Source organism: Dactylosporangium sp. CS-033363, from assembly GCF_050942475.1.
Taxonomy (GTDB): domain Bacteria; phylum Actinomycetota; class Actinomycetes; order Mycobacteriales; family Micromonosporaceae; genus Dactylosporangium.
The window spans coordinates 9512258-9537640 of record NZ_CP192032.1 but is presented as its reverse complement, the minus strand read 5'-3'; the positions used below and the strand labels follow the sequence as shown (position 1 = coordinate 9537640).

Sequence of the window (25383 nt, the reverse complement as noted above, 5' to 3'; positions counted from 1 at the left end):
GTTTCCGGAAAGTCACGGATTGGCCGACAGCGTCGCTCGATACGGTGAGTTGCGATCGCGATCCGGTGAGTCGTCCGAACGGCGGTGACGCATCAGCCGAACGTTACTATCATGCGTCGTTCGGGCGAACCAGTCCGGACTCGTACGCCAAGATCACCAGCTGCGCGCGGTCGCGCACGCCGGCCTTGGCGATCGCGCGGGTGACGTGCGTCTTCGCGGTCAGCGGGCTGATGTACAGCGTGCGCGCGATCTCCTCATTGGACAGTCCACCGGCGACGAGGCGGACCACCTCGACCTCGCGCGCGGTCAGGAAGTCCAGGCTCCGCCCGCCGCCGCCCGGGGGCCGCCGCGCGAACTCGGTCACCACGCGCGCCGTCACGCTGGGCGACAGCAGCGCCTCGCCGGCCGCCACCACGCGCACCGCCCGGCGCAGCTCGTCCGGCTCGACCTCCTTGGTCAGGAAGCCGCTGGCGCCCGCGCGCAGGGCGGCGAACACGTACTCGTCCGTCTCGAACGTGGTGAGCACGATGACCCGCGTCCCCGCGAGCGCGGGATCGCCGCAGATGCGCGCGGTCGCGGCGATCCCGTCCAGGCCCGGCATGCGGATGTCCATCAAGACGACATCGGGGCGGTGCTCCCGCGCGGCGCGCACCGCCTCGTCGCCGGTGCCGGCCTCGGCCACGACGGCGATGTCGCGCGTGCGCCGCAGCAGACTGCCGAACCCGGCGCGGACCAGGGCCTGGTCATCGGCGAGCAGCACGCGCACGGTCATGCCGGAATCTTCGCGTGTACCGCGAAGCCCCCCTCGCCCGCCCCCGCGCTGAACGTCCCCCCGAGCGCCGCGACCCGCTCGGCCAGCCCCGTGAGCCCGTGCCCACGCTGTCCGGAGCCGGAGCCGGAGCCGGAGCCGGACGAAGCGCCAAAGCCACGCTCGGCCGCGCCATCCGGCCCGCCGTCGCCCGCGCGCCCGCGCGTCGAACCGCGTCCGTCGTCCGAAACGCGCACCGAAGTGGACGGTCCATAGTGGACCTCCACCGCGACGTGTCCCGCCCCGGCGTGTTTGACCACGTTGGTGAGGGCCTCGCGGACGATGGCGGCAGCGACAAGCCGTACCGGCAAAGGCACCGAATCGGGATCCCCGTCGACCTGCAGCGTGGCGTCCAGCCCCGCCGCGCGGACGCCCGCGACCAGGTCCTCCAGCGCCGGGGGAGCGACCGGCGGCGCGATCCCGTCGCCCGTGCGCAACACGCCCACCAGCGCGGACAGGTCGGTCATGGCCCGCCGGCGGATGTCCTGGGCCAGCCGCAGCGCCGCCCGCGCCTCGTCCGGGTCGCTGTCCAGCGCGTCCGCGGCCACGTTCACATGGACACCGACCACGGTGAGCGTGTGCGCAACGGCGTCGTGCACCTCCTGCGCGAGTCGCAGCCGTTCGGCCGTGCGCTGCTCGTCCAGTTCGGTGCGCAGGCGCTGCAGGGACTCGGCCTGGAAGCGGCGCCAGTTGCGGTACGACAGCGTGACCGCGATCGCCGCGCACAACCACAGCGCGTCCGTGCCGACGCTCGCCACCGCCGTGCGCGCGGAGTGGCTGAGCGTGGTCCAGTCGAGGTTGAACGCGGTGAGCGCGTGCACGGACGCGATGGACACGATGACCGGCGCGCCGCGGACCAGGGCGGCCTGCACGTAGAGGAAGGTCGCCGGCCACAGCCAGCCGGTGTCGGTCAGGTGCGAGACGCGCAGCGCCAGGATGGTCGCGACGCCCACGCCGAGCCCGGTGAGCGGGAAGCGCCGCTGCAGCCACAGCAGCCCGAACAGCGCCCAGGCCAGGCTGATCGGCCCCGGGTCGGCGAGCCCGGCGCCGCCGGCCGCGGCCATGCTGAGCACGCCCAGGACGGTGACGGCGCCGAACGCGGCCGTGGCGGTGCGGGTCAGCGGTTGCATGTGACCACCGTCGCACGGCCGATCACCAGGAGCCCATCGGTGTGCACCTGGGTCAGCAGGACGCCGAGCAGCGCGGTCGCCAGCCCGATCAGCACTCCTTGCAGTACGCCTTGCATGGTTTTCGTCATGCCACCGACGCTAGGGACGCGCGGTCCCGCGGTCGTCGTCTCGGCGGTGACACCGGGGCGTACACCATCTGGTGTATGCCCCGGCCCCAGGTGTCCGGGTGGGTGCCGGCACGGGCCCTGGATAGCTTGTCCGGCATGGGAAACGCCCGCCGCTGCGGCAAGCTCGCCGTCCTGGCCAACCCCGCCTCCCGCATCCCGGTGTGGATGGAGTGTGCGGTGCACCGGTTCACGCCGCTGCAGGTCGACCGCCGCTTCACCGAGATCATGGAGCTGGAGTTCTCCTACGAGGAGACGCTGCGCCTCGGCTGGATCGTCCGGCACGCGATGCTGTAGTCACAGCAGCCCGGGGTACAACAGGGAAAGCTCCTGCGGGTGGGCCGCGATCAGCCGCAGCTCGTCGTCGGTCAGCGGCCGCCCCGTGCTCGCATTGACCAGTTGCACCAGTTCGAACGTGCGCGTCTCGTCCGTGACCTCGACGCCGAGGTCGTCCATGACGTGCCGGAAGCCCGCCATCCCGCCGTACTCGCCGGTCAGCACGATGCGGCCCGCCCGCGCGTGCCGTTCGGACGGGTACGGCCCGAGCAGCTCCTCGTCGTACAGCTCGTAGTTGCGGTGGTCCTTCAGCGCCCCGTCGGCGTGGATGCCGGACTCGTGCGCGAACGCGTTCGGCCCGACGCCGGGCTGGTTGTTGGGCAGCGGCTGGCCGAACGCGTACGACGCCCAGGCCGCGAACCGCCGCCCCCACGTCAGGTCGAGCTCGTCGCCGATCTCCGCGCCCTCCGGCACCCCGAAGCCGTGGCGCAGGGCCAGGATGCAGGAGATCAGGTCGGCGTTGCCGGAGCGCTCGCCGATGCCGTTGACGCACGTGTTGATCCAGGCGTCCTGCCCGGCGGCGAGGTCGCCGAACGCCCCCGCGAGCGAGTTGGCCACGGCCATGCCCAGGTCGTTGTGGCAGTGCGTCTCGATCGGCATGCCGGTGGCGCCGGCCAGCTTGGCGAACCGCTCGCCGATGCGCCCGGGCGTGTCGCCGCCGATCGTGTCGCAGTAGCGCAGCCGGTCCGCGCCGGCCTCCCTGGCCGCGAGCGCGAACTCGGTCAGGAACCCCTCGTCGGTGCGGGAGCCGTCCTCGGCGTTGACCCCGACCGTCTCCGCGCCGGCGTCCTTGGCCGCGCGCACCGCCGCGGTCATCTCCCGGATCAGCGCGCCGCGGTCGAGTCTCCCGCGGAACTTGTTCTGCAGCATCTGGTCCGACGTCGAGATCGACAGGTTGTAGTGCCGCAGCCCGAGGCCGGCCGAGCGCTCGACGTCGGCCGCGACCGCGCGGCACCAGCCGGACAGCCGCAGCGAGCCGAACGCGCCCGCGCGCTCCAGGGCCGTCTGCGCGCGCACGTACGGCACCTCGTGGAACAGGAACGGGAACCCGATCTCCGACTGGGCCACCCCGAGCCGGCCCAGGTAGAAGTTCACCATCGTCTTGCCGAACTTCGACAGCCCGGTCCGGGCCGTCTGCACCCCGTCGCGGTTGGTGACGTCCAGGAAGTGGATTCGGGGCTTGACTGAGGTTGACATGAGTCAAGGTTGACTCTCGTGCGTGATTTGTGTCAACGTTGACGAAAATCAACATACGGTGTTGGGTGGGCAATGAGCGAGTGGATCGGCGTCGAGCAGGCGTGCGAGCGGCTGGGAGTCAAGCAGGCGACGCTGTACGCGTACGTCAGCCGCGGCGTCCTGACCCGCCGCAAGACCGACGGCCGCAGCGTGTTCGACGCCGCCGAGATCGAGGCCCTCGCCCGCCGGGGAAGGCCGCGCCGCCGCGCCGGCACCACCGACCTGGTCATCGAGTCGGCGATCACCATGCTGGGCGAGGACCGGCACTACTACCGCGGCCGCGACGCCATCGAGCTCGCCGCCACCTGGCGCCTGGAGGACGTCGCCGCCTGGCTGTGGACCGGCGAGGCGGAGCCGGGCGAGCGCGCGCCGTTCGCGGCGCGCCCGGAAGGCCTGGCCGCCGCCCGGGACGCGCAGCGCGGCCTGCCCGCGGGAGTGCTGCCCCTGGAGCGCCTGCACGTCATCGTGGCCGCCATGGCCGCGGCCGACCCGGTGCGCCTGAACTTCGAGCCGGCCGCCGTCCAGCGGACCGGCACCGCGATCCTCGGCGGCATGGTCGACGCGCTCCCGGATCCCGGCGCCCGCAAACCCCGCCGCCCGCTCGTACCGGAGCTGCACGTGCGGCTGTGGAGAAAGCTCGCCGGTGACGGCGCCGACGACCGGCTGGAGGACGTGCTCCGCTTCGCCATGGTGCTGCTGGCCGACCACGAGCTGGCCTCGTCCACCCTCGCCGCCCGGGTCGCCGCGTCCGTGCGGGCCGACCCCTACGCCGTGGTCACCGCCGGCCTCGGGGTGGTCAGCGGGGCCCTGCACGGCGGCGCCTCGCTCGGCGTGGAGGCGCTGCTGGCCGAGATCGACGAGCCGCACCGCGCCGCGCACGCGATCGGGGAGCGGCTGCGGCGGGGCGAGCGGATCTCCGGGTTCGGGCACGCGGTGTACAAGGGCGGCGACGCGCGCGGCGAGGCGCTCCTGGACCGGTTGCGCCGCACGATGCCCGGCAATCCCCGGCTGGCGGTGGCCGACGCGCTGCTGCGGGAGGCCGCGCACCACTCGCTGCCGCCGATGAACGTCGACTTCGCCCTCGGCCTGCTCACCCACCTGGCCGGCATGCCCCGCGGGGCCGGCGAGGCGATCTTCGGCATCGCGCGGACGGCGGGCTGGCTGGCCCACGCGATCGAGGAGTACACCAGCCCCACCCGCCTCCGCCTGCGCGCCAGCTACACGGGGCCCTTCCGGGGAGCAGAGGTCGATACAGTCGGTACGTGACTACGGACAACCCGTTCTTCGCGGCGAGCGACCTGCCGTACCAGCTGCCGCCCTTCGATCGGATCGAGCTCGAGCACTATCTGCCGGCCTTCGAGCGAGGCATGCAGGAGCAGCGTGCCGAGGTCGCCGCGATCGTGGCCGACCCGGCGGCGCCGACCCTCGACAACACCCTGGTCGCGCTGGAGCGCTCGGGACGCGTGCTCCAGCGCGTGTCCGCCGCGTTCTTCACGCTGACCAGCGCGCACAGTTCGGAAGAGCTTCAAGCCATAGAAGCGGATGTCGTACCGCGGCTGTCGGCGCACAGTGACGCGATCATGCTCGACGCCGGGCTGTACGCGCGGGTCAAGGACCTCTACGAACGGCGCGACGAGCTCGGCCTGGAGCCCGAGCCCGCCTGGCTGCTGGAGCGCTACCACACCGACTTCGTGCGCGCGGGCGCCGAGCTGTCCGAGGCGCAGCACGAGCGGCTGCGCGCGATCAACGCCGAGCTGGCCGGGCTCGCCACCGACTACGGCAACCTGGTGCGCGACGAGATGAAGGCCCGCGCCGTGATCGTCGAGGACGAGGCGGCCCTCGACGGGCTGTCCGCCGACGCCGTCGCCGCCGCGGCGGTCGCGGGCAAGGACCGGGGGCTCGACGGGCAGTACGCGCTGAATCTGATCCTCCCGACCGCGCAGCCCCAGCTGGCCGCGCTGCACGACCGGGCGCTGCGGGAGCGGCTGCACAACGCCTCGATCGGCCGGGGCGCGGGCGGCGACAACGACACGACCGGCCTGGTGCTGCGCATCGTGCGGCTGCGGGCCGAGCGGGCGCGGCTGCTGGGCTACGAGCACCACGCCGCGTACAACATCTCGGACAACACCGCGCGCTCGGTCGCGGCCGTGCAGGAGATGCTGGCCAAGCTCGTCCCGCCGGCCATGGCCAACGCGTCCGCCGAGGCCGACGACCTGCAGGCGGTCATCGGCGACGAGTTCACGCTGCAGCCGTGGGACTGGTCGTACTACACGGAGCGCCTGCGCCGCGAGCGCTACGCCATCGACGAGAGCGAGCTGCGGCCGTACTTCGAGCTCGAGCGGGTCCTGCGCGACGGCGTCTTCTTCGCCGCCGGTCAGCTCTACGGGCTGAGCTTCAAGGAGCGGCCCGACCTGCACGCGTACCACCCGGACGCGCGCGTCTTCGAGGTGTTCGACCACGATGGGGCGCCGCTCGGCCTGTTCATCGGCGACTTCTTCACCCGCGCCTCCAAGCGCGGCGGGGCGTGGGCGAACGCGCTGGTGGCCCAGTCGCGCCTGTTCGGCACCTCGCCCGTCGTGTGCAACAACCTGAACGTCAACCGGGCCCCGGACGGCGAGCCGACGCTGCTCACGCTGGACGAGGTGCGCACCCTCTTCCACGAGTTCGGGCACGCGTTGCACACGCTGTTCTCGGCGGTGCAGTACCCGAAGTTCGCGGGCACGCGGGTGCCGCGGGACTTCGTGGAGTACCCGTCGCAGGTCAACGAGGTGTGGATGCTCTGGCCGGAGGTGCTGGAGCACTATGCCCGCCACCACGTGACCGGCGACCGCCTGCCGCAGGAGGTGGTCGACCGGCTCCAGGCCGCGGAGCAGTTCAACAAGGGGTTCGCGACCACGGAGTACCTCGCCGCCACCCTGCTCGACCTCGCCTGGCACACCCTGACCGCCGAGGGGGCCGAGGCGGTCACCGACGTCATGGCGTTCGAGGCCGAGGCCCTGGAGCGCGCCGGTGTCGCCACGCCCTTCGTGCCGCCGCGGTACCGCACGCCCTACTTCGCCCACATCTTCAGCGGGGCGGCGTACAGCGCGGGCTACTACTCGTACATCTGGAGCGAGGTCCTCGACGCCGACACCGTCGACTGGCTCACGGAGCGTGGCGGCCTGAACCGCGAGAGCGGCGACGCGTTCCGCGACGGCCTCCTGGCCAGGGGCGGCAGCGCCGACTCGATGCACGTGTACCGCGCGTTCCGCGGCCGTGACCCGCTGATCGAGCCGCTGCTCAAACGCCGGGGACTTCTTAATCTTCCTTAGGTTTTGTTAAAGGGTCGAGATCCCACCTTTCGGTACGGGCGCCACGTTCGTAAGCTGTCGCGGTGCGTGGCGCCACCCCCCGGCGCAGGCGCGCGGCCGCACGTCGTCTGCACGTGAGCAGAATGATGCTGTTGGCCGTGGTCAGCCTCGTCGCCTCGTTGATCAGTGTCGGTGTGTCCTGGGCCGTGTTCCCGGAGCAGCCGACTCCCGTCGCGGACGACACCAGCTTCGACACCGCCAAGTTCTACGAGACGCACGCCCGCGCCAACGCCGCGCGCGGCGCCGCGCAGGCCGCGCTGCCGGGCCAGTCCCTCGTCCCGAAGCCGGTCGCCGGCCTCACCCAGGCGCAGACGAACAACGCCTACATCGTGGTCGAGGTCGCCAAGCAGATGAACCTGCCGGAGCGCGCCATGGTCGTGGCGATCGCGACCGCCCTGCAGGAGACCTACCTCAAGAACCTGGCCAACCCCAAGGTCCCCGCGTCGCTGAAGCTCCCGCACGAGGGCACCGGCACCAACTACGACTCGGTCGGCATCTTCCAGCAGCGCGTGAGCATCTGGGGCACCCCGGAGCAGCTCATGGACCCGGCCTTCGCCTCGGCCAAGTTCTACACGAAGCTGCAGAAGGTCAGCGGCTGGGAAAAAATGAGCGTCACGGGCGCGGCCCAGGCCGTCCAGCGAAGCGCCTTCGCCAGCGCCTACGCCAAGCACGCCACCACGGCCCAGAAGATCGTCGACGAGCTGACCGCCAACGACTGAGGCTGTGCCTCCAGGAGCAGGTGGGGGAGCTCCGCTCCACCCACACCCCCTCAAGACCGCACGTGGTCCGACGGACGGCCAAATTGGCCTCTGCGGGCACTGGTCCAACCAGTTGATGGGTGGCAGACTGCGCGGCATGGAGTTCGTGCCCGCCAGCCGCAGCTCAGTCTCCGACCACGTCTTCGCCCAGGTCAGGGACGCGATCCTGGCCGGTGACTATGCGCCCGAGGGCAGCCTCCCCTCCGAGCGCGAGCTCGCCGCCATCTTCGAGGTCAACCGCCACGCGGTCAGGGAAGCGCTCAGAAGGCTCCAGCAGCTCGGCCTGGTCCGGGTGGCGCAGGGCGGCGCGACGAAGGTCCTCGACTGGCGCGAGCACGCCGGCCTCGACCTCGCCATGGCCGCCGGCGCCCAGGACCGCCTCCCGGTCGAGAACCTGGTCCGCGACGTCCTCGAAATGCGGGCCTGCCTCGGCGCCGACGCCGCGCGGCTGTGTGCGCAACGGGGCACCGCGGCGGAGAAGGACGCCGTTTACGAGGCGATCGAGCAGTACGCGCACGAGGCCCCCGACCTCGAGCGCATGGGTGCCGCCAACATCGCGCTGTGGCGGGCCGTTCTGCGCGGCAGTGGCAACACCGCGTACCTGCTCGCGTTCAACAGTCTCGTCGGTGGGGCGCTCGCCGTCGGGCGGGTGCCCGCCGCGCACCGCACCGCCGAGCTGCTCGACATCCCCGGGCACCGCCGGCTCGGGGCGTACATCGACACGGGCGACGCCGCTGCCGCGGAAGCCCAGGCCAAGACGCTGCTCAACGCCCCCGTCAACACCCCCGGAGCCGCCGTATGATTCCCGCCGTCCTCTACGCCGTGCCGGCGTTTCTGCTGCTCATCATCATGGAGGCGGTCTCGTACCGGTTCCTGCCCGATGACGAGGAGCGCGGCTACGAGGTCCGTGACACCGCCACGAGTCTGTCGATGGGGCTGGGCAGCCAGATCATCGGCGTGCCGTGGAAGATCCTGGTGGCCCTCGCGTTTGCCGGGCTCTATGTGCTGACGCCGTTGAAGATGGATCCGCACAGTCCATGGACGTGGGCGGTGCTCTTCTTCGCGGACGATTTCGCGTACTACTGGTTCCACCGCCTGCACCACGAGGTCCGCGTGTTCTGGGCCGGGCACGTGGTGCACCACTCGTCGGTGTTCTTCAATCTCAGCACGGCGCTGCGGCAGAGCTGGACGCCGATGACCGCGACGCCGTTCTGGTTGTTCCTGCCGCTGATCGGGATTCCGCCGTGGATGGTGTTCCTGCAGCAGTCGATCAGCCTTGCGTACCAGTTCTTCCTGCACAGCGAGCGGGTCAACCGGATGTGGGCGCCGATCGAGTGGTTCTTCAACACGCCGTCGCACCACCGGGTGCACCATGGCGCGAATCGGGAGTACCTGGACCGCAACTACGGCGGCATCCTCATCATCTGGGACCGGATGTTCGGCTCGTTCGAGCCGGAGCGCGCCCGGGTGCAGTACGGGCTGACGAAGAACATCGGCACCTACAACCCGCTGCGCGTCGCGACCCACGAATATGCGGCCATCTGGCACGACGTGCGCACCGCGACGCGCCTGCGCGACCGGCTGCGGTTCGTGTTCGGCCGCCCCGGCTGGCAGCCCGCCTCATGAACCAGAGCATCAAGCTCAAGCTCTTCTGGCTCGCCGTCGCCGTCGAGCTGGTCGGGGTGGCGACCAATGTGCACGTCCTGCAGTGGATCGCCAAGCCCTTGATGGCGCCGCTGCTCATCTGGTACCTCATGAGGCCCGGACCCGTCACGGTCGCGCTCGTGTTCGCGACCATCGGCGACGTCGTGCTGCTGATCCCCGGTCAGCTGATCCCGGGGATGGTCGCGTTCCTCGGCACCCAGATCGCCCTGCTCGTCGCGTTCCTGAGGCACGACCGGCCGAAGGCGCTCGCCATCGTCGTCTACGCGCTGCTGTGGGCCGGGGTCAACGCCGCGCTCTGGGGTCAGCTGGGCGCGCTGCGGGGGCCCATCCTCGGGTACAGCCTCGCCCTGGTAGGTATGGCGTGCGCGGCGACCGGCGTCTCCGTGCGCATCGGCCTCGGCGGCGCGCTGTTCCTCGTGTCCGACCTGCTCATCGGGGTCGGGGCGGCCGGGCTCGACTTCCCCGGCCGGGACCTCGTGGTGATGTCGACCTACGCCGCGGCGCTGTTCCTGATCGCGACCGGCGCTCAGCGCGCGTGGGCCGGCACCGAGACGCGCAGGTCGTCGGTCAGCGCCGGGATCTCGTCGCCGGGCGCGTAGGCGAACCGGACCCGCACCTCGTCGCCGGTGAGCACCTCCACGGGCTCGCTCACCGGCACGACGAGGTAGTTCATCGTCCAGTCGACGCTGCCCGACGGCTCGTACGTCAGCGTCAGCAGGTTCTTGGTGAGCAGCCGGACCGCGTTGACCAGCGCCGGCCGCTCGGCCACGAAGGTCAGGTCGGCCGCGCACCGGGCCGGCAGCGGCTCGGCGTAGAAGAACTGCTGGAACACCTGCGGGGGAGCGGCCTCGACGGTGCGCGGCTGGCGGCTCTCCGGCAGCTGGAACACCGGCGCGGGCACGGTGTACCCCATGTACGTGAAGTCCTGCTCGACCGGCTGCACCGCCTGCACGCACGCCTCGGGCAGGAACTGGGGGAGCGGGCCGCCGACGTGGTGCAGGTACCGCCGCTTGAACGCGCCCATCACCTCGACCTGGCGCTCCCGCAGCAGCCCCACGTGCAGCATCTCGCACATCACCAGGTCGACCGGCTCATCCGGCAGGTAGTCGCGGGCGTCGGCGTGCACGATGCGCACCGCGTCGCCGACCGCGGCCCGCAGCGCCGACCGGGCGGTGGCGAACACCCGCGGCTCGCGCTCGATGGCGGTGACGACCGCGCCCGCGCGCGCCGCGAAGTAGCTCAGCACGCCGGTGCCGGCGCCGAGGTCGAGCACGTGCATCCCCGGGTGTACGGCCCGTTCGATCGCGTCGGCGAAGGCCTTCATGCGGCGCTCGTCGGTGAGCAGCAGCGCCTGGTACTGCAGCGGGATCACATCGGCGGGAAAGCCCGTGTACTCCGTGCTGAGGTGATCCATGCGCACAGGGTAGTCGCGACCGCTACGCCGCGTTGTCGGTTTTGTGCAGGTCCAGTCCGTCCCATCCGGCGTACCCCCGCAGCGCCTTCGGCCGCCGCCGGACCAGCACGAACAGCCAGGCCGCCCCGGCCAGCGCCGCCCCCGCGAGCACGTCGAGCAGATAGTGGTGCCCGGTCAGCACCACCGACCAGGCCATCAGCGCGGCGAGCCCCCCGCCCGCCGCGCGCAGCCACACCGGCCGGGCCGCCGCCGCGACGGCGAGGCCCAGCACCACGTCCCACCCGGCGTCCAGCGACGGCAGCGAGGCGAGCCCGCCGCCCTGGTCCGGCGGCGCGACCGGGAAGACGACGAACGCGAACACCGCGACGCCCGCGGTGAGCAGCATGGTGTCGCGCGCCCTGTAGTACAGCGCCGGATGCCGCCGGGCCAGCCAGACGAGCACCGCGGCCGCGGCGAGCCAGTGCCCCCACGTGTACAGCCACTCGGCCGCGCCCGCGACGAACTGGTTCGCGGCGACGAACTCCCGCAGCCCCAGCGTGCGTTCGAGCCCGGCGACCGCGTCCGCGTTGGACTGCGCGCGCCCGTCGGTCGCGCTCACGGCGCCGCGCACGGTCAGGTACGCCACAGCCGCGCCGAGCCCGATCCCCGCCTGGCGCCCCAGCGACACCTCGTCCCGCGGCGCCCCCACCGTGATGCTCATGCCTGTAGAGCCTCGTCCGGACCGGGAGACGTGCCATCCGGACGATGCCCCCACGGAGCCCCTAGTTTTCCCCGATGTTCTTCAGGGGCGTCGGGTCCTCGATGTTCGCGGGCGCGTTCCACTTCTGCAGCTTCGAGCCGTCGCACGCGGCCACGGTGAGCTTGCTGACCGTCGTACTGCCCTTGAAGATGTCGGCCGCCGGCAGCTTGGGGTCGTCGAGGTTCGTCGGGGAGAGGCAGTTGCCCTTGTAGTCCTTGATGACGTAGCTCGCCCCGTACGTCGTCTCCTGGTACGACACCGTCCACAGCGCCGTGTCGTCGGTCAGGGCCGGGCACGCCTTCGCCGTCACGAGGTGCGGTTCGGCGGGGGCCGGGTCGGCGGTCGTCAGGCAGACGTACCCCTTGGTGATCGAGGTGTCGTTGGTCTTGATCTGCCCCTTGATGCTGCCGAGCCCGGTGCCGGTGTCGGGGATGACCCAGCGCTGGTTCCAGCCCACGCTGCTCTGGTTCGGCGCCTGCTTGCACGGCCACACGATGATGTACCCGAGCGTCACGTTGAAGTTCGTCACGTCGATGCACCGGCCGAACTGCTTGAAGTTGACCAGCTGGGCGGGCGGGCCGGCGGCCCCGGCGCCGACCGAGGCCTCCGGCGCGAAGACCCGCGTGTTGTCGGCGGTTCCGCACGTCGTCACCTCCACGAACGCGCCCGCCGTGCTGGCCGACTTGGCGTGGAAGCACAGGCCGCCGAGGTTGCTGCCGTCGGACTTGGTGCTCTGGAAGCGGGAGCTGTCGTCGAGGTTCCAGCGCTGGTTGTACGGGATCACCGGCGTCCCGCACACCTGGAACGTGAGGAGCACGCCCGACACCGGGCTCACCCCCGAGTCCAGGCACATGCCCTGCGGGTTGGCCGCGGTCTTCGAGGAGACCAGCAGCAGGGTCAGGTTTTTCGTGTACGCGAACGTCTGCCGCGCGCTGCCGCTGCTGCACGGCTGGGTGGTGACGTTGGTGCCCACGGCCGGCGAACCGGAACCGGCGTCGAGGCAGTACAGCCCGCCGAGGAACTTCAGCAGCCCGCCCTCGATGTTGGCGTTGGTGGTCCGGAACACGTAGGTGGCGGTGAGCTTGCGGGCGATCCCCTTGTCGTCGAGCTGCGCCGCGTTCGGCGCACCGGTCGAGGTGATGACCGCGAAGGCCGGCGCCGACGTCAGGGTGCAGGGCATCACCTCCTGCTTGTCGTTCTGGAACTGCACCGTGACGCGGTAGCTGCCGGGCACCCCGCCGCCCACGTCGCCGCGGAAGTCGGCCGGGCAGAGCTTCGACGGGTCGCCGGTGACGCTGGTGAGCGCGACGGTCGCGGCCCGGATGCGGCCCATCGCGACCTCGATGCCGGCCTGCGCGGCGTGCACCGACTTGGCCCGGCTCTCCGTCTCGGCGGTGTCGCGCAGCTGGTTGATGAGAATCGGCACCATGAGCGTCGACAGCGAGGTGCCGACCAGGGTCAGCATCATCGCCAGCGGCAGCGACCCGTCGTCGCCGCGGCGCCGCGCGGCCCGCAGGAGCGTCCGGAGCATCACGACCTCGCCTTCGGGCAGATGGTGTTCGGGTCGGTGCTGGCCTTGCTGTTCAGCGCCGTGAACGTCACGTCGGAGTTCGCAGTCGTCTGGCCGCGGCCCGGGTTGGTGACCACCACGAGCACCACCCGCAGCTGCTGGAACGCGGTGTTCTCGGTCGGCTTGAGCAGCGTGAGCTTGCTCTGCCCGGCGTCGACGCTGTTGGCCAGCACCGCCCACGTGTTCGTCGGCGACCCGTCCAGCGCCCACACCTGGCGGCGCAGGGTCCCGTTCGCCTTGAACAGCTCCAGCTGGGCGCACTCCGGCGTCCCGCCGGCCGTGCCGGTGTTGACGTACTCGACGAACTGGTTGCCGTCGCCGTCGGTCCGCGGCGTGCTGAAGCCGGCCGAGTAGCGCAGCTCCCGGTCCAGGCGCAGGAACGCGTTGTTGAGCTGGGCCTGCGTCGTCGCGACGAGCTCGTTCTTGTTCCCGGCCGTGAACAGCTGCACGATCGCGGTCGTGAAGATGGCCATGACCACCGACATGATCCCGGTGGTGACGGCCAGCTCGGCCAGGGTCACGCCGCGGTCGTCGCCGGGCCGGGCCGAGCGCCGGATGCGTTCGCGCAGGCTCATGCGTTCGCGCAGGCTCATGCGTTCGCGCAGGCTCATGCGTTCGCGCAGGCTCGTGCGTTCGCGCAGGCTCGTGCGTTCGCGCAGGCTCATGTGATCGTCCAGGTGAAGGCGAAGGTGGAGGTGCCCTTGGCCGGGGTGGCGCTGTCGGTGACCGTGAGCACCACGATGGAGGTTCCGGCCGTGCTCGGCGTGCCGGTGATGGCGCCGGTACCCGCATTCAGCGCCAACCCGGCCGGCAGGCCCGTCGCGGCCCAGGTCAGTGCCCCGGTGCCGCCCGTGGCCGCCGGGTTGAAGGTGAGCGAGGTGCCCTTCGGGCTGGACTTGTCCGGCGCGGCCAGGGTCGGCGTGGTGACCCGCAGCCCGGAGTTCACGGTCACCTTGACCGGCACGAGGAGCGAGTTGCTCACGCCCTTGGCGTCGGTGACGGTGAGCGTCACGAGGTACCGCGTGCCGTTGGTCACCTTCCCGCTCACCGCGCCGGCGGACGACAGCACGAGCCCGTCCGGCATGTTGGTGGCCGACCACTTGTAGGGCTGAGTTCCGCCGTACCCGGACACGTTGCCGGAGTACGCCACGCCCTGGGTCAGCTCGATCGGGTAGCTCGCGTTGGGGAACTGCACCGCGACCTTCGTGTTCCAGACGAACGTCTTCGTCGCCTTCTGCCCGAACGCGTCGGTGACGTTGACGGTCACCGGGGTCGCCGCGGCCGCGCCGTTGACCGTGGAGGAGCCGCTGATGATGCCGGTCTTGGTGTCGAACTTCAGGCCGGTCGGCAGCGTGGTCGACAGCGACCAGGTGTAGGGCCCCGTGCCGCCGACGACCGGCACCTGGTACGACACCGCCGCGCCCGCGTCCCAGGTCTGGTCCGGGACCGGGAGCGTCGGTTGCGGTACGACGATCCAGTTGAACGAGGCGTCGTTGGTGCTGATCTGGTCCTTCACGGTCACGGTGACCACGTAGGTGCCGGCAGCCGTCGGGGTGCCGCTGATGACGCCCGCATCGCTGATGGTGATGCCGGGCGGGAGCTGGTCGCCCGACCAGGTGATCGGCTGGTACGAGCTGCTCGCGGTCAGGGTCACCGGGCTGATCGGGACGCCGACCTCGCCGGTCTGGTTGCCGGGGTTGTCGGGCAGCGGCTTCGGGGCGGTCGCGCTCGGGTTGAAGACCGGGTCGGTGGTGTTGGCGGCGACGAGGGTGTCGGTGACGTACGAGCACTCGCCGCCGGCGCAGGCCCGCGAGTTCTGCCAGGTGATGGCGACGATGACCCGGTAGTAGGGCAGCGGGTTGGCGATGCTCAGCAGCGACGGCAGGACGCAGGACGCGCCCGTGATGACGGCCGGGTTCATCGCGCACGAGCCGAGGATCCAGCGCCGGGTGAACACGGCGTCGTTGATCGGGACCACCTCGGAGAACTTCAGCGTCGGGGTGGCGCTGCTGACGTCGGTGAGGTTCTTGAGCTTCGGGTCGAAGACCGGGGCCATCGACGTCAGGTTGAGGCCGGCCGGGTTGCCGGTGAGCTGCTTCGTGGCGTCGGTGATGCTGCGGCCCAGGGCCAGGGACGTGCTCGGCAGCGACTTGACCAGCTCGACGCCGTCGCTGGCCAGGCGGATGGCCATCTGCAGGCCGCGCTCCTTGTTGATGGTGTTCGTGGTGGACACGAAGAACGTGGTGAGCGCGGTCATCACCACGCCCATGATGGCGATGGAGGTGAGCGTCTCGACGAGCGTGAAGCCCTCGTCCCGCGGCGGTCGCTGCATCGTCTGGGCCCGCTAGCTCGCCGGGGCGTAGAACGCCTGGAGGTTGATGGTCACGTTCGACTTGTCCGCGCTGGTCGAGGTGGACGGGGCGAAGTTGACGCTGGAGATGAGCACCGCCCGCGGCTGGGAGACCTGCAGCTGGTCGAGGAACGGGTTCATCTTGGCCGTCGGGCCGGCGACGGTGAGGGAGACCGGCAGGGCGTACACCTGGAAACCGACGAGCGCCTTGAGGTCCACGGCGCTGCCGACGGAGACGCCGCTCACCGTCACCCCGGTCAGCTCGCCCGCGTCCTGCAGCTCGCGCAGGAAGTCCGAGGCCCGGTCGGCGTCGGGCAGGGCGGCCTGGTCCTTGGCCAGCGTGGCCTTGAACTCGTCGATGTTGTCGTGCTGCTTGGCCAGCGTCGCCAGCTCGCGGCGCTGCTTGTCCACCTGCAGCTGGGCGTCGGCCGCCTCGGCGGTGATGGTGTCGGTGTCCTGCTGCTTGGGCCGGATGAAGAACAGGAAGCCGAACGCGACCACCACGAGCGCGAAGAAGGCGCCGCCGAGCAGCCACAGCCGATCGTGTCGCATCACTTGCTCCCGCTGGGGCTGGCCGACGGCGCGGCGCTGGTGAACCGGCCGCCGAGCGCGGCCTTGGTGATGTCGACGCGGATGGTGAACGACACGCCGTCGTTCTCCTGGGTCGCGTCGGTCGGGAACGGATTGGCCACGCCGGCCACGCCGACGAGCGCGTCCACGTACGCGGCGACGGCGTCCTTCGAGGGGGCCTTGCCGGTGAGCGTGACGGTGCCGATGATCTCGCCCTCGGCCTTGGCGGTGAGCGCCTCCTGGCTCAGCGCGGCGGTGATGCCGGAGAGCTTGACGTTCTTGGCGGCGGCGGTCTCGCGCAGGGAGGCGAGCATCGTCGACCACGACAGGTCGTACGCGAGCACCTGCTGCAGCCGCTGGTCGATCTGGCCGGACTCCGACTGGATGCGGGTCAGCTCGTCGTACTGCTTGTGCTTCTGCCGGGTCAGGTCCTGGCTCGTGTCGAGGATCGCCTGCCGGTCGTCCTCGGCCTTGGAGTGCTCGTGGACGGCGTACCCGTACCAGCCGGCGACGAGCGCGACGACCAGCACCGCCGCGGTGATGACCCCGCGCCGGACCCGCCGCACGTGCCGCGTCCCGGTGATCTCGAGCGGCATGAGATCGGCGGCGATGGGCAGGATGCGGAACGTGCGCGCGGTCGCGTCCGGGAACGCGGGATGCGGCGCGCCCTCGCGGCCTGCCTTGCGGGGCGCCTGTGCCTCGGGAACCGCCACGGGCGGCGGCGGCACCGCGGGCACGACGGCGGCGGGCTCTTCCACCGCGTCCGGCTGCTGCTCTTGTACGACCGGCATCCGCGCGAACGGCGCCCGCTCCTGCGCGGCGGGCGATTCGGCCTGAACGCCACGCGCCGGCGCCTCGCCGCCGCGCGGTTCGGCCTGCCCGGCGCGCACCGGTGCCTCGCCGCCGCGCGGTGGGGCTTGGAAGTCGCGTGCTGGGGCCTCGACGCCGCGCGAGGAGGCCTGAACGTCGCGCGGTGGGGCCTCGACGCCGCTTGGTGGGGCTTGGAAGTCGCGCGGTGGGGCCTCGACGCCGCGTGGTGGGGCTTGGAAGTCGCGCGGTGGGGCCTGGACGTCGCGCGAGGAGGCGTGGACGTCGCGCGGTGGGGCTTGGACGTCGCGCGAGGTGGCCTGGACGCGCGGGAACTGATCGGTCGGCTCCTCGAGGACCGGCTGCCAGGTCGGCTCGGAGACGCTCGCGGGCGGCGCCGTGACCGGCTCGACTGAGGCGAACCCAGGCGACGGCGACTCGACGGCGGCGAACCCAGGCGATGGCGGTTCGACCGCGGCGAACCCGGGCCGCGGCGACTCTCCTGCGGCGAACCCGGGTCGTGGCGGTTCGACGGCGGCCGACGCGACCGCGCGTGGCTCCCGGGGGAGGTCGGCCGCCGGCATGCGCTCCCAGTTCGAGGCCGGGGGAGGGGCGGGCGGCGACGGCGGCATGGCCCACGAGGGCAGCGCGTTGCGCAGCCCCTCGGGCGCGACGGCGGCCGCCGGGTGCAGCCCCTCGGTCGCGGTCGCGGCCGCCGGGTGCAGCCGCGCCTCCAGGACGTCGACGGGCGCGGTCAGCGGGTCGAAGCCCTCGAACGGCGATGGCGGTGGCGGCGCGAGCGTGGCGGTCTCCGGCTGCGGCGCGTCCTCGGCCGGCAGCACGAACTCGCCCCGGATGAAGCGCGGAAACTCCCGCCGCGGCGGGGCCGGCTCCGCGGTCGGCGGCTCGGTGGCGGCGACCGGCGGCTCGGTGGCCGCGGGCTCCACCGGCGGCCAGGCCGGCGGGGGACCGGACGGCACGACCGGGACCGGCGGGCCGAGCGGAGCGGCGGGAAAGGCCTCGGCCGCGCGGGCCCGGCGGTCGCGCTCGAACTCGTCCAGCGGCTCGGCCTCGGGGTCCTCGAAGGAGGGCAGCACGATGCCGGTCAGCCGCCCCTCGGGCTCCTTCCAGCCGGACTCCTGCTTCCACACGGGCGTGCGGTCCTCGGTCATGACGCCCCCAGCGTGAGCCCGACGGAGATGGTCATGACGCCCCCAGGGACGAGCCCGACGGCGGCCGCGGCCGAGGCGCGGACGGGCGTGCGATCGTCGGTCATGACGCCCCCAGCGTGAGCCCGACGGAGATGGTCATGACGCCCCCAGGGACGAGCCCGACGGCGGCCGCGGCCGAGGCGCGGACGGGCGTGCGATCGTCGGTCATGACGCCCCCAGCGTGAGCCCGACGGAGATGGTCATGACGACCCCAGGGACGAGCCCGACGGCGGTCGCGGCCAAGGCGCGGACGGGCGTGCGATCGTCGGTCATGACGCCCCCAGCGTGAGCCCGACGGAGATGGTCATGACGCCCCCAGGGACGAGCCCGACGGCGGTCGCGGCGGGCGTGCGATCGTCGGTCATGACGCCCCCAGGGACGAGCCCGACGGCGGCCGCGGCCGAGGCGCGGAAGGGGGTGAGCCCGACGGCGGTCGCGGCCGAAGCGCCGACGGAGGTGCGGTGGTCGGTCATGACGCCCCCAGCGTGAGCCCGACGGCGATCGCGGCCGAAGCGCGGACCTGTTCGAGGCTGCCGTGGCGGACCCGGCGCAGCCCGCGGACGCGCATCACCGGGTCGACCGCGATCACCTCGACGCCGAGCTGCTCGTGCAGGGCTTCCAGCAGGCCGGGCAGCATCGCCCCGCCGCCGGAGAGGGCGAGGCGGCTCACGCGGGCCTGGCGGCCGCCGGCGGTGAGGTACGCGAAGGAGCTGCCGATCTCGTTGATGAGCGGGCGCACGGACTCGCGCAGGGCGGACGCGCTCGCCGGGTCGGTGTCCGGGCGCAGGCCGACGCGGCACTTGAGCTCCTCGGCCTCCTGCAGCGGCAGGTCGAGCCGGTCGGCCACGGTCTTGGTGATCTCGTTGCCGCCGCGGGGGATGGTGCGCACGATGAGCGGCTCGCCGTCGTGGTGCACGACGACGCTGGTCGCGTGGGCGCCGATGTCGACGAGCGCCTCGACCTGCTCGTCGAGGCGGGACGCGGCGCGCAGCAGTGCGAAGGAGCCCAGGTCGACGTGGACCACGTGCAGCTTGGCCGCCTCGACGGCGCGGATCGCGGCCATCACCGGGTCCTTGGGCGCGGCGATGAGCAGGCCGCGCACGGTGTCGCCGGTGGCCTCCTCGAGCGGGTAGAAGTCGATGAGCGAGCGCTCGGGCGGCAGCGGCAGCGCGTCGCGGACCTGGAACGGCAGCGCCTTGCGCATCTCCTTGGCCGGCAGGTTGGCCACCGTCGTCTCGCGGACCACGACCTGCTGGTGGGTCACGCCGAGGGCGACCTTGCGGCTCTTGAACTTGAACGTGGACCAGAGCTGGCGCAGCGCCGCGGTGACGGCCGGCTCGTCCTGGACCGCGCCGTTCTGCACGGCCCCCGGCGGCAGCAGGATGTGCCCGAAGTTGCTGATGACCGGGCCGTCCTTGCTGTTGCTGGTCTCGGCCGCGCGGATGGACACCGTGCCGATGTCCAGCCCGATCAGGTTGACTGCAGCCATCGTGCTCCTTCGGGAAAAGCCGGGCTCAGGCGGGGACGAGGAGGTTGGTGTACCAGTCGGTGATCGGCGCGGCGGCGAAGAGCGCCAGCAGCGCACCGGCCAGCATCGACGGGCCGAACGGCAGGGCGGTCTTGCGCCCGGCGCGGCCGAGGGCCATGAGCGCCAGACCGGCCACCCCGCCTAGGATGAACGCGGCGAGGGTGCCGACGGCGAGCGTGGACCAGCCGAGGAAGCCGAGGTACAGCCCGAGGACGCCGGCCAGCTTGACGTCCCCGAAGCCCATGCCCCCGGGGTAGACCACCGAGAGCAGGAAGTAGAAGGTCCACAGGGCGGCCATGGCGAGCAGCCCGCGCAGGGCGGCCGGCCAGTCGCGCTCGACGACGACCGCGGGCAGGAGCAGCAGCGGGGCCACGATGTACGAGGGCAGCACGATCGCGTTGGGCAGGCGCAGCACGTCGAGGTCGATGAGCGCGAGGGCGACGGCGATCGCGGCCAGGTAGAGCCACGCGGGGAGCATCAGCGGGCTGGTGCCGGCGAAGCGGGCGGCGACGGCGGCGAAGAGCAGGCCGGTGCCGAGCTCGACCAGGGGGTACCGGACGCTGATCCGCGCGCCGCAGTCGGCGCACCGGCCGCGCAGGGCGAGCCAGCCGAGGACGGGCACGTTGTGCCAGGGCCGGATCGGGGCCGTGCACTGTGGACAGTGCGAGGCCGGGCGGACGAGCGACTCGCCGCGGGGGACCCGGTGGATGACGACGTTGAGGAAGGAGCCGACCGCCAGGCCGAGCACGCCGGCGACGACGAGGACGAACGCCATGCCGGCTCTCCTTTCGAGTCGGATGAGGCCCGCACCCGGAGAACCAGCCGGGTGCGGGCCGTCGTCGCGGACGGTGTTACGGGGTGGCGCTGGCGATGCAGGCGGCGAGGTCGGCCTGGGCCGCCGCCTTCTTGACCGAGCCACCGACCGAGGAGTCGTAGACGTAGATGGTCTTGCCGTCGGAGTTCATGCCGCAGATGCGGTACGAGGCCCCGTTGTTCTTGTACTGCATGCTGTTGCCCGGCGAGAGCGTCGCGGTCTGAGTGCCGTCGCCGGTGACCGACGCGCTGCTCTCCGTGAGGCCGAAGACGAGCTTGTCGGCGGTGCTGGAGCCGGAGAACGGGTACTTGTTGTTGTTCTCCGTGTAGAACTGCTCCACGGCGCTGACGGCGGCACGCACGTCGGACTCGGCCGACTTGTTGGCGGCGCCCTTGCGGTAGTTGAGGTACATCGGCACCGCGATCGCGACGAGCACGCCGATGATCACGACGACGACGAGCAACTCGACGAGCGTGAACCCGCCGTCGCCGGCGGCACGCTTCTCCTGCATCCTGCGCAGCGTCTTGGTCATGAAGAGCCTCCTGCTCCAGTGGCCTGGGGTGTTCGGGTGGTGGCGGCGAGGCTCCGCTGCCTGGCGCCGGTGATGCGGGTGGGTGGTGCGGTGTACTCAGTAACGGAATCGATTGGTGCGGCGGCGCTACGGATTCCGTTGCCGTTCAGTTGCTCTGGATGTTCTGGTAGATCGAGAACATCGGCAGGTACAGGCAGACGATCATGCCGCCGACCACGCCACCCATGACGAGCACCATGATCGGCTCGATCGACGCGGTCAGCGCCTCTGCCGCGCTGTCGACCTCTCGGTCGTAGAAATCGGCAACCTTTTCGAGCATCTGACTGATTTGGCCGCTCTCTTCGCCGACCTCCACCATCTGGACCACCATGGGCGGGAAGATCTTGTGTTGGCCCAGCTGTGACGACATGGGGCGACCCTCCCGGACTGCCTGCTGCAGGTCCGACATGGCCGTACTGATGACGGAGTTGCCGGTGGTGGCCCCGACGACGTCGAGGGCCTGCAGCACGGGCACGCCGACGCCCAGCAGGGTGCCCAGGTTGCGCGAGAAGCGGCTCAGCGCGATCTTCGTGAACAGCGGCCCGAAGACCGGCAGCTTGAGCTTCACCTTGTCGAACCACAGCCGCACGGCCGGATTGCCGGCCATGATCTGGCGGAACGCCACGGTGATCACGATGCCGCCCACGATGAGCAGCGGCCCCAGCCAGAACAGCGTGTGGCTGGCGGTGACGATGATCCGGGTGGGCAGCGGCAGTTCCCCGCCGAGCTGCTTGAACATCTTCTCGAAGATGGGCACGATGAAGATCAGGACGGCGCTGATCATCACCGCGGTGAAGACGAGCACGATCACGGGGTACGTGAGCGCGCTCTTGATCTTTCCCCGCAGCGCCGCGTCCTTCTCGAAGTTGGTCGCGATGCGATCCAGGGCGCTGTCGAGGAAACCGCCGGTCTCGCCGGCCCGGATCATCGCCACCATGAGCGTGGGGAACACCTTCGGGTGCTTGCCCAGCGCCCCGGACAGCGACGTGCCGCCCTCGATGTCCAGCCGCACCTCGCCCAGCGCCTTCTTCAGCGACGGCTTGGGCGCCTGGTCCTCCAGCACGGCCAGCGAGCGCAGCAGCGACATGCCCGACTGGGTCATCGTGGCGAACTGCCGCGCGAACACCGACAGGTCCTTGAGCGTCGTGCGCTCGCCCAGCCCCGGCACCCGCAGATCGCGCTTCATGAGCGTGTCGGCGCTGGTGATGGCGAGCGGGGTCAGCCCCTGCTGGCGCAGCGCCTGGGCCGCGGCCAGCTCGTTGGAGGCCTCGATCTTGCCCTTGGCGCGCTTGCCGGCCTGGTCGATCGACTGGTACTCGTACGTCTTGGTGGCGACCATGTCTCCTGCACCCTTCGGTGTGCCCCGGCGGAGAGCTACTGCCGGCCCGCGAGCCGGCGGAACTCCTCGGCCGAGTGGCTGAGCTCGAGTGCCGTCTCGTAGGTGATGAGCTGCTGGCGGACCCGCTCGGCCAGGTGCTGGTCGAACGAGAGCATGCCGTCGTTGCCGCTGGACTGCATGAACGACGGGATCTGGTGGTTCTTGCCCTCGCGGATGAGGTTGCGGATCGCGGGCGTGGCGAACAGGATCTCGCTGACGATCGTGCGGCCCTGCCCGTCGGCCCGCGGCGCGAGCGCCTGGGTCACCACCCCCTGCAGGGCGTTGGACAGCTGCGCGCGGATCTGCTGCTGCTGGTGCGGCGGGAAGATGTCGATGACCCGGTCGACGGTCTGGGCCGCGCTCTGCGTGTGCAGCGTGGCCAGCACCAGGTGGCCCGTCTCGGCCGCGGTGAGCGCGGTCGAGGTCGTCTCCAGGTCGCGCAGCTCGCCGACGAGGATGATGTCGGGGTCCTGGCGCAGCGCGTGCTTGAGGGCCAGCGCGAAGGACTGGGTGTCGGCCCCGACCTCGCGCTGGTTGACCAGGCTGCGCTTGTGCTCGTGGAGGAACTCGATCGGGTCCTCGATGGTCACGATGTGCGAGGAGCGGGTCCGGTTGGCCAGGTCCAGGATCGCCGCGAGGGTCGTGGTCTTGCCCGAGCCGGTCGGGCCGGTGACCAGCACGAGGCCGCGGTGCAGGTGCGCGAAGCGGGCCACCTGCTCGGGTACGCCGAGCTGGTCCAGCGGCTTGATGTTGTGCGGGATGGCCCGGAACGCCGCGCCGAACGAGCCGCGCTGGTTGTAGAGGTTCACGCGGAAGCGCGAGACACCCTCGATGGCGTACGCGAAGTCGAGCTCCTGCACCTCCAGGAACTGCCGCCACTGGGCGTCGTTGGTGACGGCCGCGCGGGCCAGCATCGCGCAGTCGTCGCGGGTGAGATCGTCGTAGCCCGGGAGGTACCGCAGACCGCCGTTGATTCTGACCGTGGGTGGTGCCCCCACCGTCAGGTGCAGGTCGGAGCCGCCGACCCGGACCAGCGAGACGAGCATCGCGTCGAGGGAGGCGCGCTCGTCGCTGGTCGCGGCGCGGGAGGTGGCGGCGCCGGGGATGGTTTGTGTCACGCGGGCTCCTTGCGGGTAAGGGACTTCCCTTCCCGGATCGGCCGCCGCGCGCGCGAACTGAGGAATCATCAGACCGCGACGCGCACGACCTCGGGAATCGAGGTCTGGCCCTCGGCCGCCTTCATGAGGCCGTCCACGCGCAGGTCGAGCAGGCCCTCGCGGTAGGCCACGGCCTGGATCTCGTGCGCCGAGGCCCGATCGATGGCGAGCTTCTCGATGTCCGGCGACACCGGCATGACCTCGTGCAGCGCGATCCGGCCGCGGTACCCCGTGTTCGCGCACGACCGGCACCCGACCGGCCGCCACAGGGTCTCCGGGGTGCCGAGCACGTCGTAGGGCCAGCGGGCGCCGATGAGCTCGGCCTCGGTGGGCGGGTACTCGCTCTTGCACCAGTCGCACAGCCGCCGGGCGAGCCGCTGGGCCAGCACGCAGTCCACCGACGAGCCGACCAGGAACGGCTCGATGCCCATCTCCACGAGCCGGGTCACCGCGCTCGGCGCGTCGTTGGTGTGCAGCGTGGAGAGCACCAGGTGGCCGGTGAGCGCGGCCTCGACCGCGAGCTGGGCGGTGGTGCGGTCGCGGACCTCGCCGATGAGCACCACGTCGGGGTCGGAGCGCAGGATCGCCGGCAGCACGGCGGCGAAGGTCAGGCCGGCCTTGCTGTCGACCTGGACCTGGTTCACGCCCGGCAGCCGGTACTCGACCGGGTCCTCGACGGTGATGATGTTGACGGTCGGCTTGCTGATCTCGGCCAGCGTCGCGTACAGCGTCGTGGACTTGCCCGAGCCCGTCGGCCCGGTCACCAGCAGCATCCCGTGCGGCTTGTTGAACGAGGTCGAGAAGCGCTCGTAGTTGGCCGCGCTGAAGCCGAGCTTGGACAGCTTCAGGTCCATGCCGCTGGTGTCGAGCACCCGCAGCACGATCTTCTCGCCCCAGACCGTCGGCAGGGTCGCGGTGCGCAGGTCGACCGCGCGCTGGTTGATCTCCACCGTGATGCGGCCGTTCTGCGGCACCCGGCGCTCGGTGATGTCGACGTTGGACATGATCTTCAGGCGGGAGATGAGGGCCGACTGCACGTGCTTGGGCACCGTGTCGACCTCGTGCAGCACGCCGTCGATCCGGTAGCGGACCCGCATGTTGTGCTCGCCGGGCTCCAGGTGCAGGTCCGAGGCCCGGTTGACGATCGCCTGTTCGAGCAGGGAGTTGACGTACCGGACGATCGGCGCGTCCTCGTTGAGCGAGGCGAGGTTCGACACGGCCGGCGTCGCCTCGGCCCGCAGGCTCTCCGCGACCTCGCCGAGGTCGTTCTCCTCGCGCTTCAGCCGGTCGATGATCTTGCGCAGCTCGGAGCGGGCGACGACCACCGGGCGCACCGTGAGGCCGGTCGCGGCCCGGACGTCATCCAGGGCCAGCACGTCACCCGGGTCGGTGATGCCGACGGTGATCTCGCGGTCGTTGAGGGCGATGCCGAGCACGCGGTGCTTGAGCACCAGGGCCATCGGGATCTTGGTGACGGCGGCCGGATCGATCGGGTGCCCGACCAGGTCGAGCGTGGCGATCCCGTACGCGTCGGCCGACGCCTCGGTCAGCTGCTCCTCGGTGACGACGTGGTCGTTGATGAGCACAGCACGGATCGACCGGCCGGTGCGCTCGGCCTCCTCGGCCGCGCGGTCGACGGCCTGCGCGTCGGCACCGCGTTCCTTCAGCGCGTCCAGAAGCGGCCTGAACGTCTGGTACATCTCACCCCCGGGTCACTGCATGCCTTATCGGCGCAGATCCGGGTGACTTTCGGGTTTCACCCCGGGCGCGTGGGCCGCCCTCGTTGACCATTCCCGGCGCCGTCGTGAGGATGGCTCGCTGTGTCGG

25 protein-coding genes are annotated in these 25383 nt (G+C 71.4%); 7 read left to right on the top strand and 18 right to left on the bottom strand.

Going from position 1 to position 25383, the window contains the following annotated elements; all coding sequences use genetic code 11:
• Nucleotides 1-109: 109 nt before the first annotated feature.
• From ACQPZ4_RS43950 to ACQPZ4_RS43940, 3 genes are read right to left on the bottom strand one after another with little or no spacing between them, the layout of a single operon-like run.
• Entirely contained in the window at nucleotides 110-772 is a 663-nt protein-coding gene (locus ACQPZ4_RS43950; RefSeq protein WP_433050316.1) for a response regulator, read from the bottom strand.
• Nucleotides 769-1938: a sensor histidine kinase gene (locus ACQPZ4_RS43945; protein ID WP_433050313.1), complete on the bottom strand. Its 1170-nt coding sequence runs from the start codon at nucleotides 1936-1938 to the stop codon at nucleotides 769-771. Before ACQPZ4_RS43945 ends, ACQPZ4_RS43950 begins: the two co-directional genes overlap by 4 nt.
• The gene (locus tag ACQPZ4_RS43940) at nucleotides 1926-2066 is read right to left on the bottom strand and encodes a hypothetical protein (protein WP_433050310.1); all 141 of its coding nucleotides are present in this window, start codon (nucleotides 2064-2066) and stop codon (nucleotides 1926-1928) included. The genes ACQPZ4_RS43945 and ACQPZ4_RS43940 overlap by 13 nt, the downstream gene beginning before the upstream one ends.
• 135 nt (nucleotides 2067-2201) lie before the next feature.
• Between ACQPZ4_RS43940 and ACQPZ4_RS43935 the strand changes: the two genes are divergently transcribed.
• The gene (locus ACQPZ4_RS43935; protein WP_433050307.1) at nucleotides 2202-2399 is read left to right on the top strand and encodes a hypothetical protein; all 198 of its coding nucleotides are present in this window, start codon (nucleotides 2202-2204) and stop codon (nucleotides 2397-2399) included.
• Here the strand turns inward: ACQPZ4_RS43935 and ACQPZ4_RS43930 are convergent, their stop codons facing one another.
• On the bottom strand, nucleotides 2400-3635 hold the full coding sequence (locus ACQPZ4_RS43930; protein ID WP_433050304.1) for a homocitrate synthase/isopropylmalate synthase family protein: 1236 nt from the start codon (nucleotides 3633-3635) through the stop codon (nucleotides 2400-2402).
• 72 nt (nucleotides 3636-3707) lie between these two features.
• Between ACQPZ4_RS43930 and ACQPZ4_RS43925 the strand changes: the two genes are divergently transcribed.
• The 6 genes from ACQPZ4_RS43925 (at nucleotide 3708) to ACQPZ4_RS43900 (ending at nucleotide 10046) form a co-directional block, all read left to right on the top strand.
• Nucleotides 3708-4940, top strand: a complete 1233-nt coding sequence (locus ACQPZ4_RS43925) for a citrate synthase (protein ID WP_433050301.1) — start codon at nucleotides 3708-3710, stop codon at nucleotides 4938-4940.
• On the top strand, nucleotides 4937-6985 hold the full coding sequence (locus ACQPZ4_RS43920; protein ID WP_433050298.1) for a M3 family metallopeptidase: 2049 nt from the start codon (nucleotides 4937-4939) through the stop codon (nucleotides 6983-6985). The genes ACQPZ4_RS43925 and ACQPZ4_RS43920 overlap by 4 nt, the downstream gene beginning before the upstream one ends.
• A gap of 122 nt (nucleotides 6986-7107) precedes the next feature.
• Nucleotides 7108-7743, top strand: coding sequence for a hypothetical protein (locus tag ACQPZ4_RS43915; RefSeq protein WP_433050295.1), 636 nt, complete (start codon nucleotides 7108-7110; stop codon nucleotides 7741-7743).
• A 136-nt stretch (nucleotides 7744-7879) separates the two neighbouring features.
• Nucleotides 7880-8584, top strand: a complete 705-nt coding sequence (locus tag ACQPZ4_RS43910; RefSeq protein WP_433050292.1) for a FadR/GntR family transcriptional regulator — start codon at nucleotides 7880-7882, stop codon at nucleotides 8582-8584.
• Complete coding sequence (locus tag ACQPZ4_RS43905; protein WP_433050289.1) at nucleotides 8581-9408, top strand: sterol desaturase family protein; 828 nt, start codon at nucleotides 8581-8583, stop codon at nucleotides 9406-9408. Before ACQPZ4_RS43910 ends, ACQPZ4_RS43905 begins: the two co-directional genes overlap by 4 nt.
• Nucleotides 9405-10046 carry a lysoplasmalogenase gene (locus ACQPZ4_RS43900; protein ID WP_433050286.1) on the top strand — a complete coding sequence of 214 codons (642 nt, stop codon included), beginning with the start codon at nucleotides 9405-9407 and terminating at the stop codon, nucleotides 10044-10046. The genes ACQPZ4_RS43905 and ACQPZ4_RS43900 overlap by 4 nt, the downstream gene beginning before the upstream one ends.
• Here ACQPZ4_RS43900 and ACQPZ4_RS43895 read toward each other — a convergent pair.
• The 14 genes from ACQPZ4_RS43895 to ACQPZ4_RS43830 all read right to left on the bottom strand — a co-directional run bounded on the left by ACQPZ4_RS43895 (nucleotide 9974) and on the right by ACQPZ4_RS43830 (nucleotide 25256).
• Nucleotides 9974-10861 (bottom strand): methyltransferase domain-containing protein, encoded by an 888-nt coding sequence (locus tag ACQPZ4_RS43895; RefSeq protein WP_433050283.1) that lies wholly within the window; start codon nucleotides 10859-10861, stop codon nucleotides 9974-9976. The genes ACQPZ4_RS43900 and ACQPZ4_RS43895 overlap by 73 nt on opposite strands.
• A 22-nt stretch (nucleotides 10862-10883) precedes the next feature.
• Nucleotides 10884-11561, bottom strand: coding sequence for a phosphatase PAP2 family protein (locus ACQPZ4_RS43890; protein WP_433050280.1), 678 nt, complete (start codon nucleotides 11559-11561; stop codon nucleotides 10884-10886).
• 61 nt (nucleotides 11562-11622) lie between these two features.
• A complete protein-coding gene (locus ACQPZ4_RS43885; RefSeq protein ID WP_433050277.1) occupies nucleotides 11623-13131 on the bottom strand; it encodes a ricin-type beta-trefoil lectin domain protein in 1509 nt (502 codons plus the stop codon).
• Nucleotides 13131-13835 carry a hypothetical protein gene (locus ACQPZ4_RS43880; protein WP_433050274.1) on the bottom strand — a complete coding sequence of 235 codons (705 nt, stop codon included), beginning with the start codon at nucleotides 13833-13835 and terminating at the stop codon, nucleotides 13131-13133. The genes ACQPZ4_RS43885 and ACQPZ4_RS43880 overlap by 1 nt, the downstream gene beginning before the upstream one ends.
• Nucleotides 13832-15502, bottom strand: a complete 1671-nt coding sequence (locus ACQPZ4_RS43875; RefSeq protein WP_433050271.1) for a putative Ig domain-containing protein — start codon at nucleotides 15500-15502, stop codon at nucleotides 13832-13834. Before ACQPZ4_RS43875 ends, ACQPZ4_RS43880 begins: the two co-directional genes overlap by 4 nt.
• Before the next feature lie 12 nt (nucleotides 15503-15514).
• Entirely contained in the window at nucleotides 15515-16072 is a 558-nt protein-coding gene (gene pilO, locus ACQPZ4_RS43870; RefSeq protein WP_433050268.1) for a type 4a pilus biogenesis protein PilO, read from the bottom strand.
• A complete protein-coding gene (locus tag ACQPZ4_RS43865; protein WP_433050265.1) occupies nucleotides 16072-18069 on the bottom strand; it encodes a hypothetical protein in 1998 nt (665 codons plus the stop codon). Before ACQPZ4_RS43865 ends, pilO begins: the two co-directional genes overlap by 1 nt.
• Nucleotides 18070-18377: 308 nt before the next feature.
• Complete coding sequence (locus tag ACQPZ4_RS43860; RefSeq protein ID WP_433050262.1) at nucleotides 18378-18581, bottom strand: hypothetical protein; 204 nt, start codon at nucleotides 18579-18581, stop codon at nucleotides 18378-18380.
• On the bottom strand, nucleotides 18578-19597 hold the full coding sequence (pilM, locus tag ACQPZ4_RS43855) for a type IV pilus assembly protein PilM (protein ID WP_433050259.1): 1020 nt from the start codon (nucleotides 19595-19597) through the stop codon (nucleotides 18578-18580). The genes ACQPZ4_RS43860 and pilM overlap by 4 nt, the downstream gene beginning before the upstream one ends.
• A 25-nt stretch (nucleotides 19598-19622) precedes the next feature.
• Nucleotides 19623-20411 carry a prepilin peptidase gene (locus ACQPZ4_RS43850; RefSeq protein WP_433050256.1) on the bottom strand — a complete coding sequence of 263 codons (789 nt, stop codon included), beginning with the start codon at nucleotides 20409-20411 and terminating at the stop codon, nucleotides 19623-19625.
• A 76-nt stretch (nucleotides 20412-20487) separates the two neighbouring features.
• The gene (locus ACQPZ4_RS43845; RefSeq protein WP_433050253.1) at nucleotides 20488-20982 is read right to left on the bottom strand and encodes a prepilin-type N-terminal cleavage/methylation domain-containing protein; all 495 of its coding nucleotides are present in this window, start codon (nucleotides 20980-20982) and stop codon (nucleotides 20488-20490) included.
• Nucleotides 20983-21127: 145 nt separating this feature from the next.
• Nucleotides 21128-22360, bottom strand: a complete 1233-nt coding sequence (locus ACQPZ4_RS43840) for a type II secretion system F family protein (protein WP_433050250.1) — start codon at nucleotides 22358-22360, stop codon at nucleotides 21128-21130.
• 35 nt (nucleotides 22361-22395) lie between these two features.
• Nucleotides 22396-23517, bottom strand: a complete 1122-nt coding sequence (locus tag ACQPZ4_RS43835; protein WP_433050247.1) for a type IV pilus twitching motility protein PilT — start codon at nucleotides 23515-23517, stop codon at nucleotides 22396-22398.
• Nucleotides 23518-23585: 68 nt separating this feature from the next.
• Nucleotides 23586-25256: a GspE/PulE family protein gene (locus ACQPZ4_RS43830; protein ID WP_433050244.1), complete on the bottom strand. Its 1671-nt coding sequence runs from the start codon at nucleotides 25254-25256 to the stop codon at nucleotides 23586-23588.
• Nucleotides 25257-25383: the final 127 nt, after the last annotated feature.

Coding starts and splice junctions, on each gene's coding strand:
- ACQPZ4_RS43895 (WP_433050283.1), bottom strand. CDS start 10,861: ATGGATCACCTCAGCACGGAGTACACGGGCTTTCCCGCCGATGTGATC.
- pilO (WP_433050268.1), bottom strand. CDS start 16,072: ATGCGACACGATCGGCTGTGGCTGCTCGGCGGCGCCTTCTTCGCGCTC.
- ACQPZ4_RS43850 (WP_433050256.1), bottom strand. CDS start 20,411: ATGGCGTTCGTCCTCGTCGTCGCCGGCGTGCTCGGCCTGGCGGTCGGC.
- ACQPZ4_RS43925 (WP_433050301.1), top strand. CDS start 3,708: ATGAGCGAGTGGATCGGCGTCGAGCAGGCGTGCGAGCGGCTGGGAGTC.
- ACQPZ4_RS43930 (WP_433050304.1), bottom strand. CDS start 3,635: ATGTCAACCTCAGTCAAGCCCCGAATCCACTTCCTGGACGTCACCAAC.
- ACQPZ4_RS43915 (WP_433050295.1), top strand. CDS start 7,108: ATGATGCTGTTGGCCGTGGTCAGCCTCGTCGCCTCGTTGATCAGTGTC.
- ACQPZ4_RS43950 (WP_433050316.1), bottom strand. CDS start 772: ATGACCGTGCGCGTGCTGCTCGCCGATGACCAGGCCCTGGTCCGCGCC.
- pilM (WP_433050259.1), bottom strand. CDS start 19,597: ATGGCTGCAGTCAACCTGATCGGGCTGGACATCGGCACGGTGTCCATC.
- ACQPZ4_RS43910 (WP_433050292.1), top strand. CDS start 7,880: ATGGAGTTCGTGCCCGCCAGCCGCAGCTCAGTCTCCGACCACGTCTTC.
- ACQPZ4_RS43880 (WP_433050274.1), bottom strand. CDS start 13,835: ATGAGCCTGCGCGAACGCACGAGCCTGCGCGAACGCACGAGCCTGCGC.
- ACQPZ4_RS43905 (WP_433050289.1), top strand. CDS start 8,581: ATGATTCCCGCCGTCCTCTACGCCGTGCCGGCGTTTCTGCTGCTCATC.
- ACQPZ4_RS43945 (WP_433050313.1), bottom strand. CDS start 1,938: ATGCAACCGCTGACCCGCACCGCCACGGCCGCGTTCGGCGCCGTCACC.
- ACQPZ4_RS43845 (WP_433050253.1), bottom strand. CDS start 20,982: ATGACCAAGACGCTGCGCAGGATGCAGGAGAAGCGTGCCGCCGGCGAC.
- ACQPZ4_RS43935 (WP_433050307.1), top strand. CDS start 2,202: ATGGGAAACGCCCGCCGCTGCGGCAAGCTCGCCGTCCTGGCCAACCCC.
- ACQPZ4_RS43900 (WP_433050286.1), top strand. CDS start 9,405: ATGAACCAGAGCATCAAGCTCAAGCTCTTCTGGCTCGCCGTCGCCGTC.
- ACQPZ4_RS43875 (WP_433050271.1), bottom strand. CDS start 15,502: ATGCAGCGACCGCCGCGGGACGAGGGCTTCACGCTCGTCGAGACGCTC.
- ACQPZ4_RS43865 (WP_433050265.1), bottom strand. CDS start 18,069: ATGACCGAGGACCGCACGCCCGTGTGGAAGCAGGAGTCCGGCTGGAAG.
- ACQPZ4_RS43885 (WP_433050277.1), bottom strand. CDS start 13,131: ATGCTCCGGACGCTCCTGCGGGCCGCGCGGCGCCGCGGCGACGACGGG.
- ACQPZ4_RS43830 (WP_433050244.1), bottom strand. CDS start 25,256: ATGTACCAGACGTTCAGGCCGCTTCTGGACGCGCTGAAGGAACGCGGT.
- ACQPZ4_RS43940 (WP_433050310.1), bottom strand. CDS start 2,066: ATGACGAAAACCATGCAAGGCGTACTGCAAGGAGTGCTGATCGGGCTG.
- ACQPZ4_RS43860 (WP_433050262.1), bottom strand. CDS start 18,581: ATGACCGACCACCGCACCTCCGTCGGCGCTTCGGCCGCGACCGCCGTC.
- ACQPZ4_RS43840 (WP_433050250.1), bottom strand. CDS start 22,360: ATGGTCGCCACCAAGACGTACGAGTACCAGTCGATCGACCAGGCCGGC.
- ACQPZ4_RS43890 (WP_433050280.1), bottom strand. CDS start 11,561: ATGAGCATCACGGTGGGGGCGCCGCGGGACGAGGTGTCGCTGGGGCGC.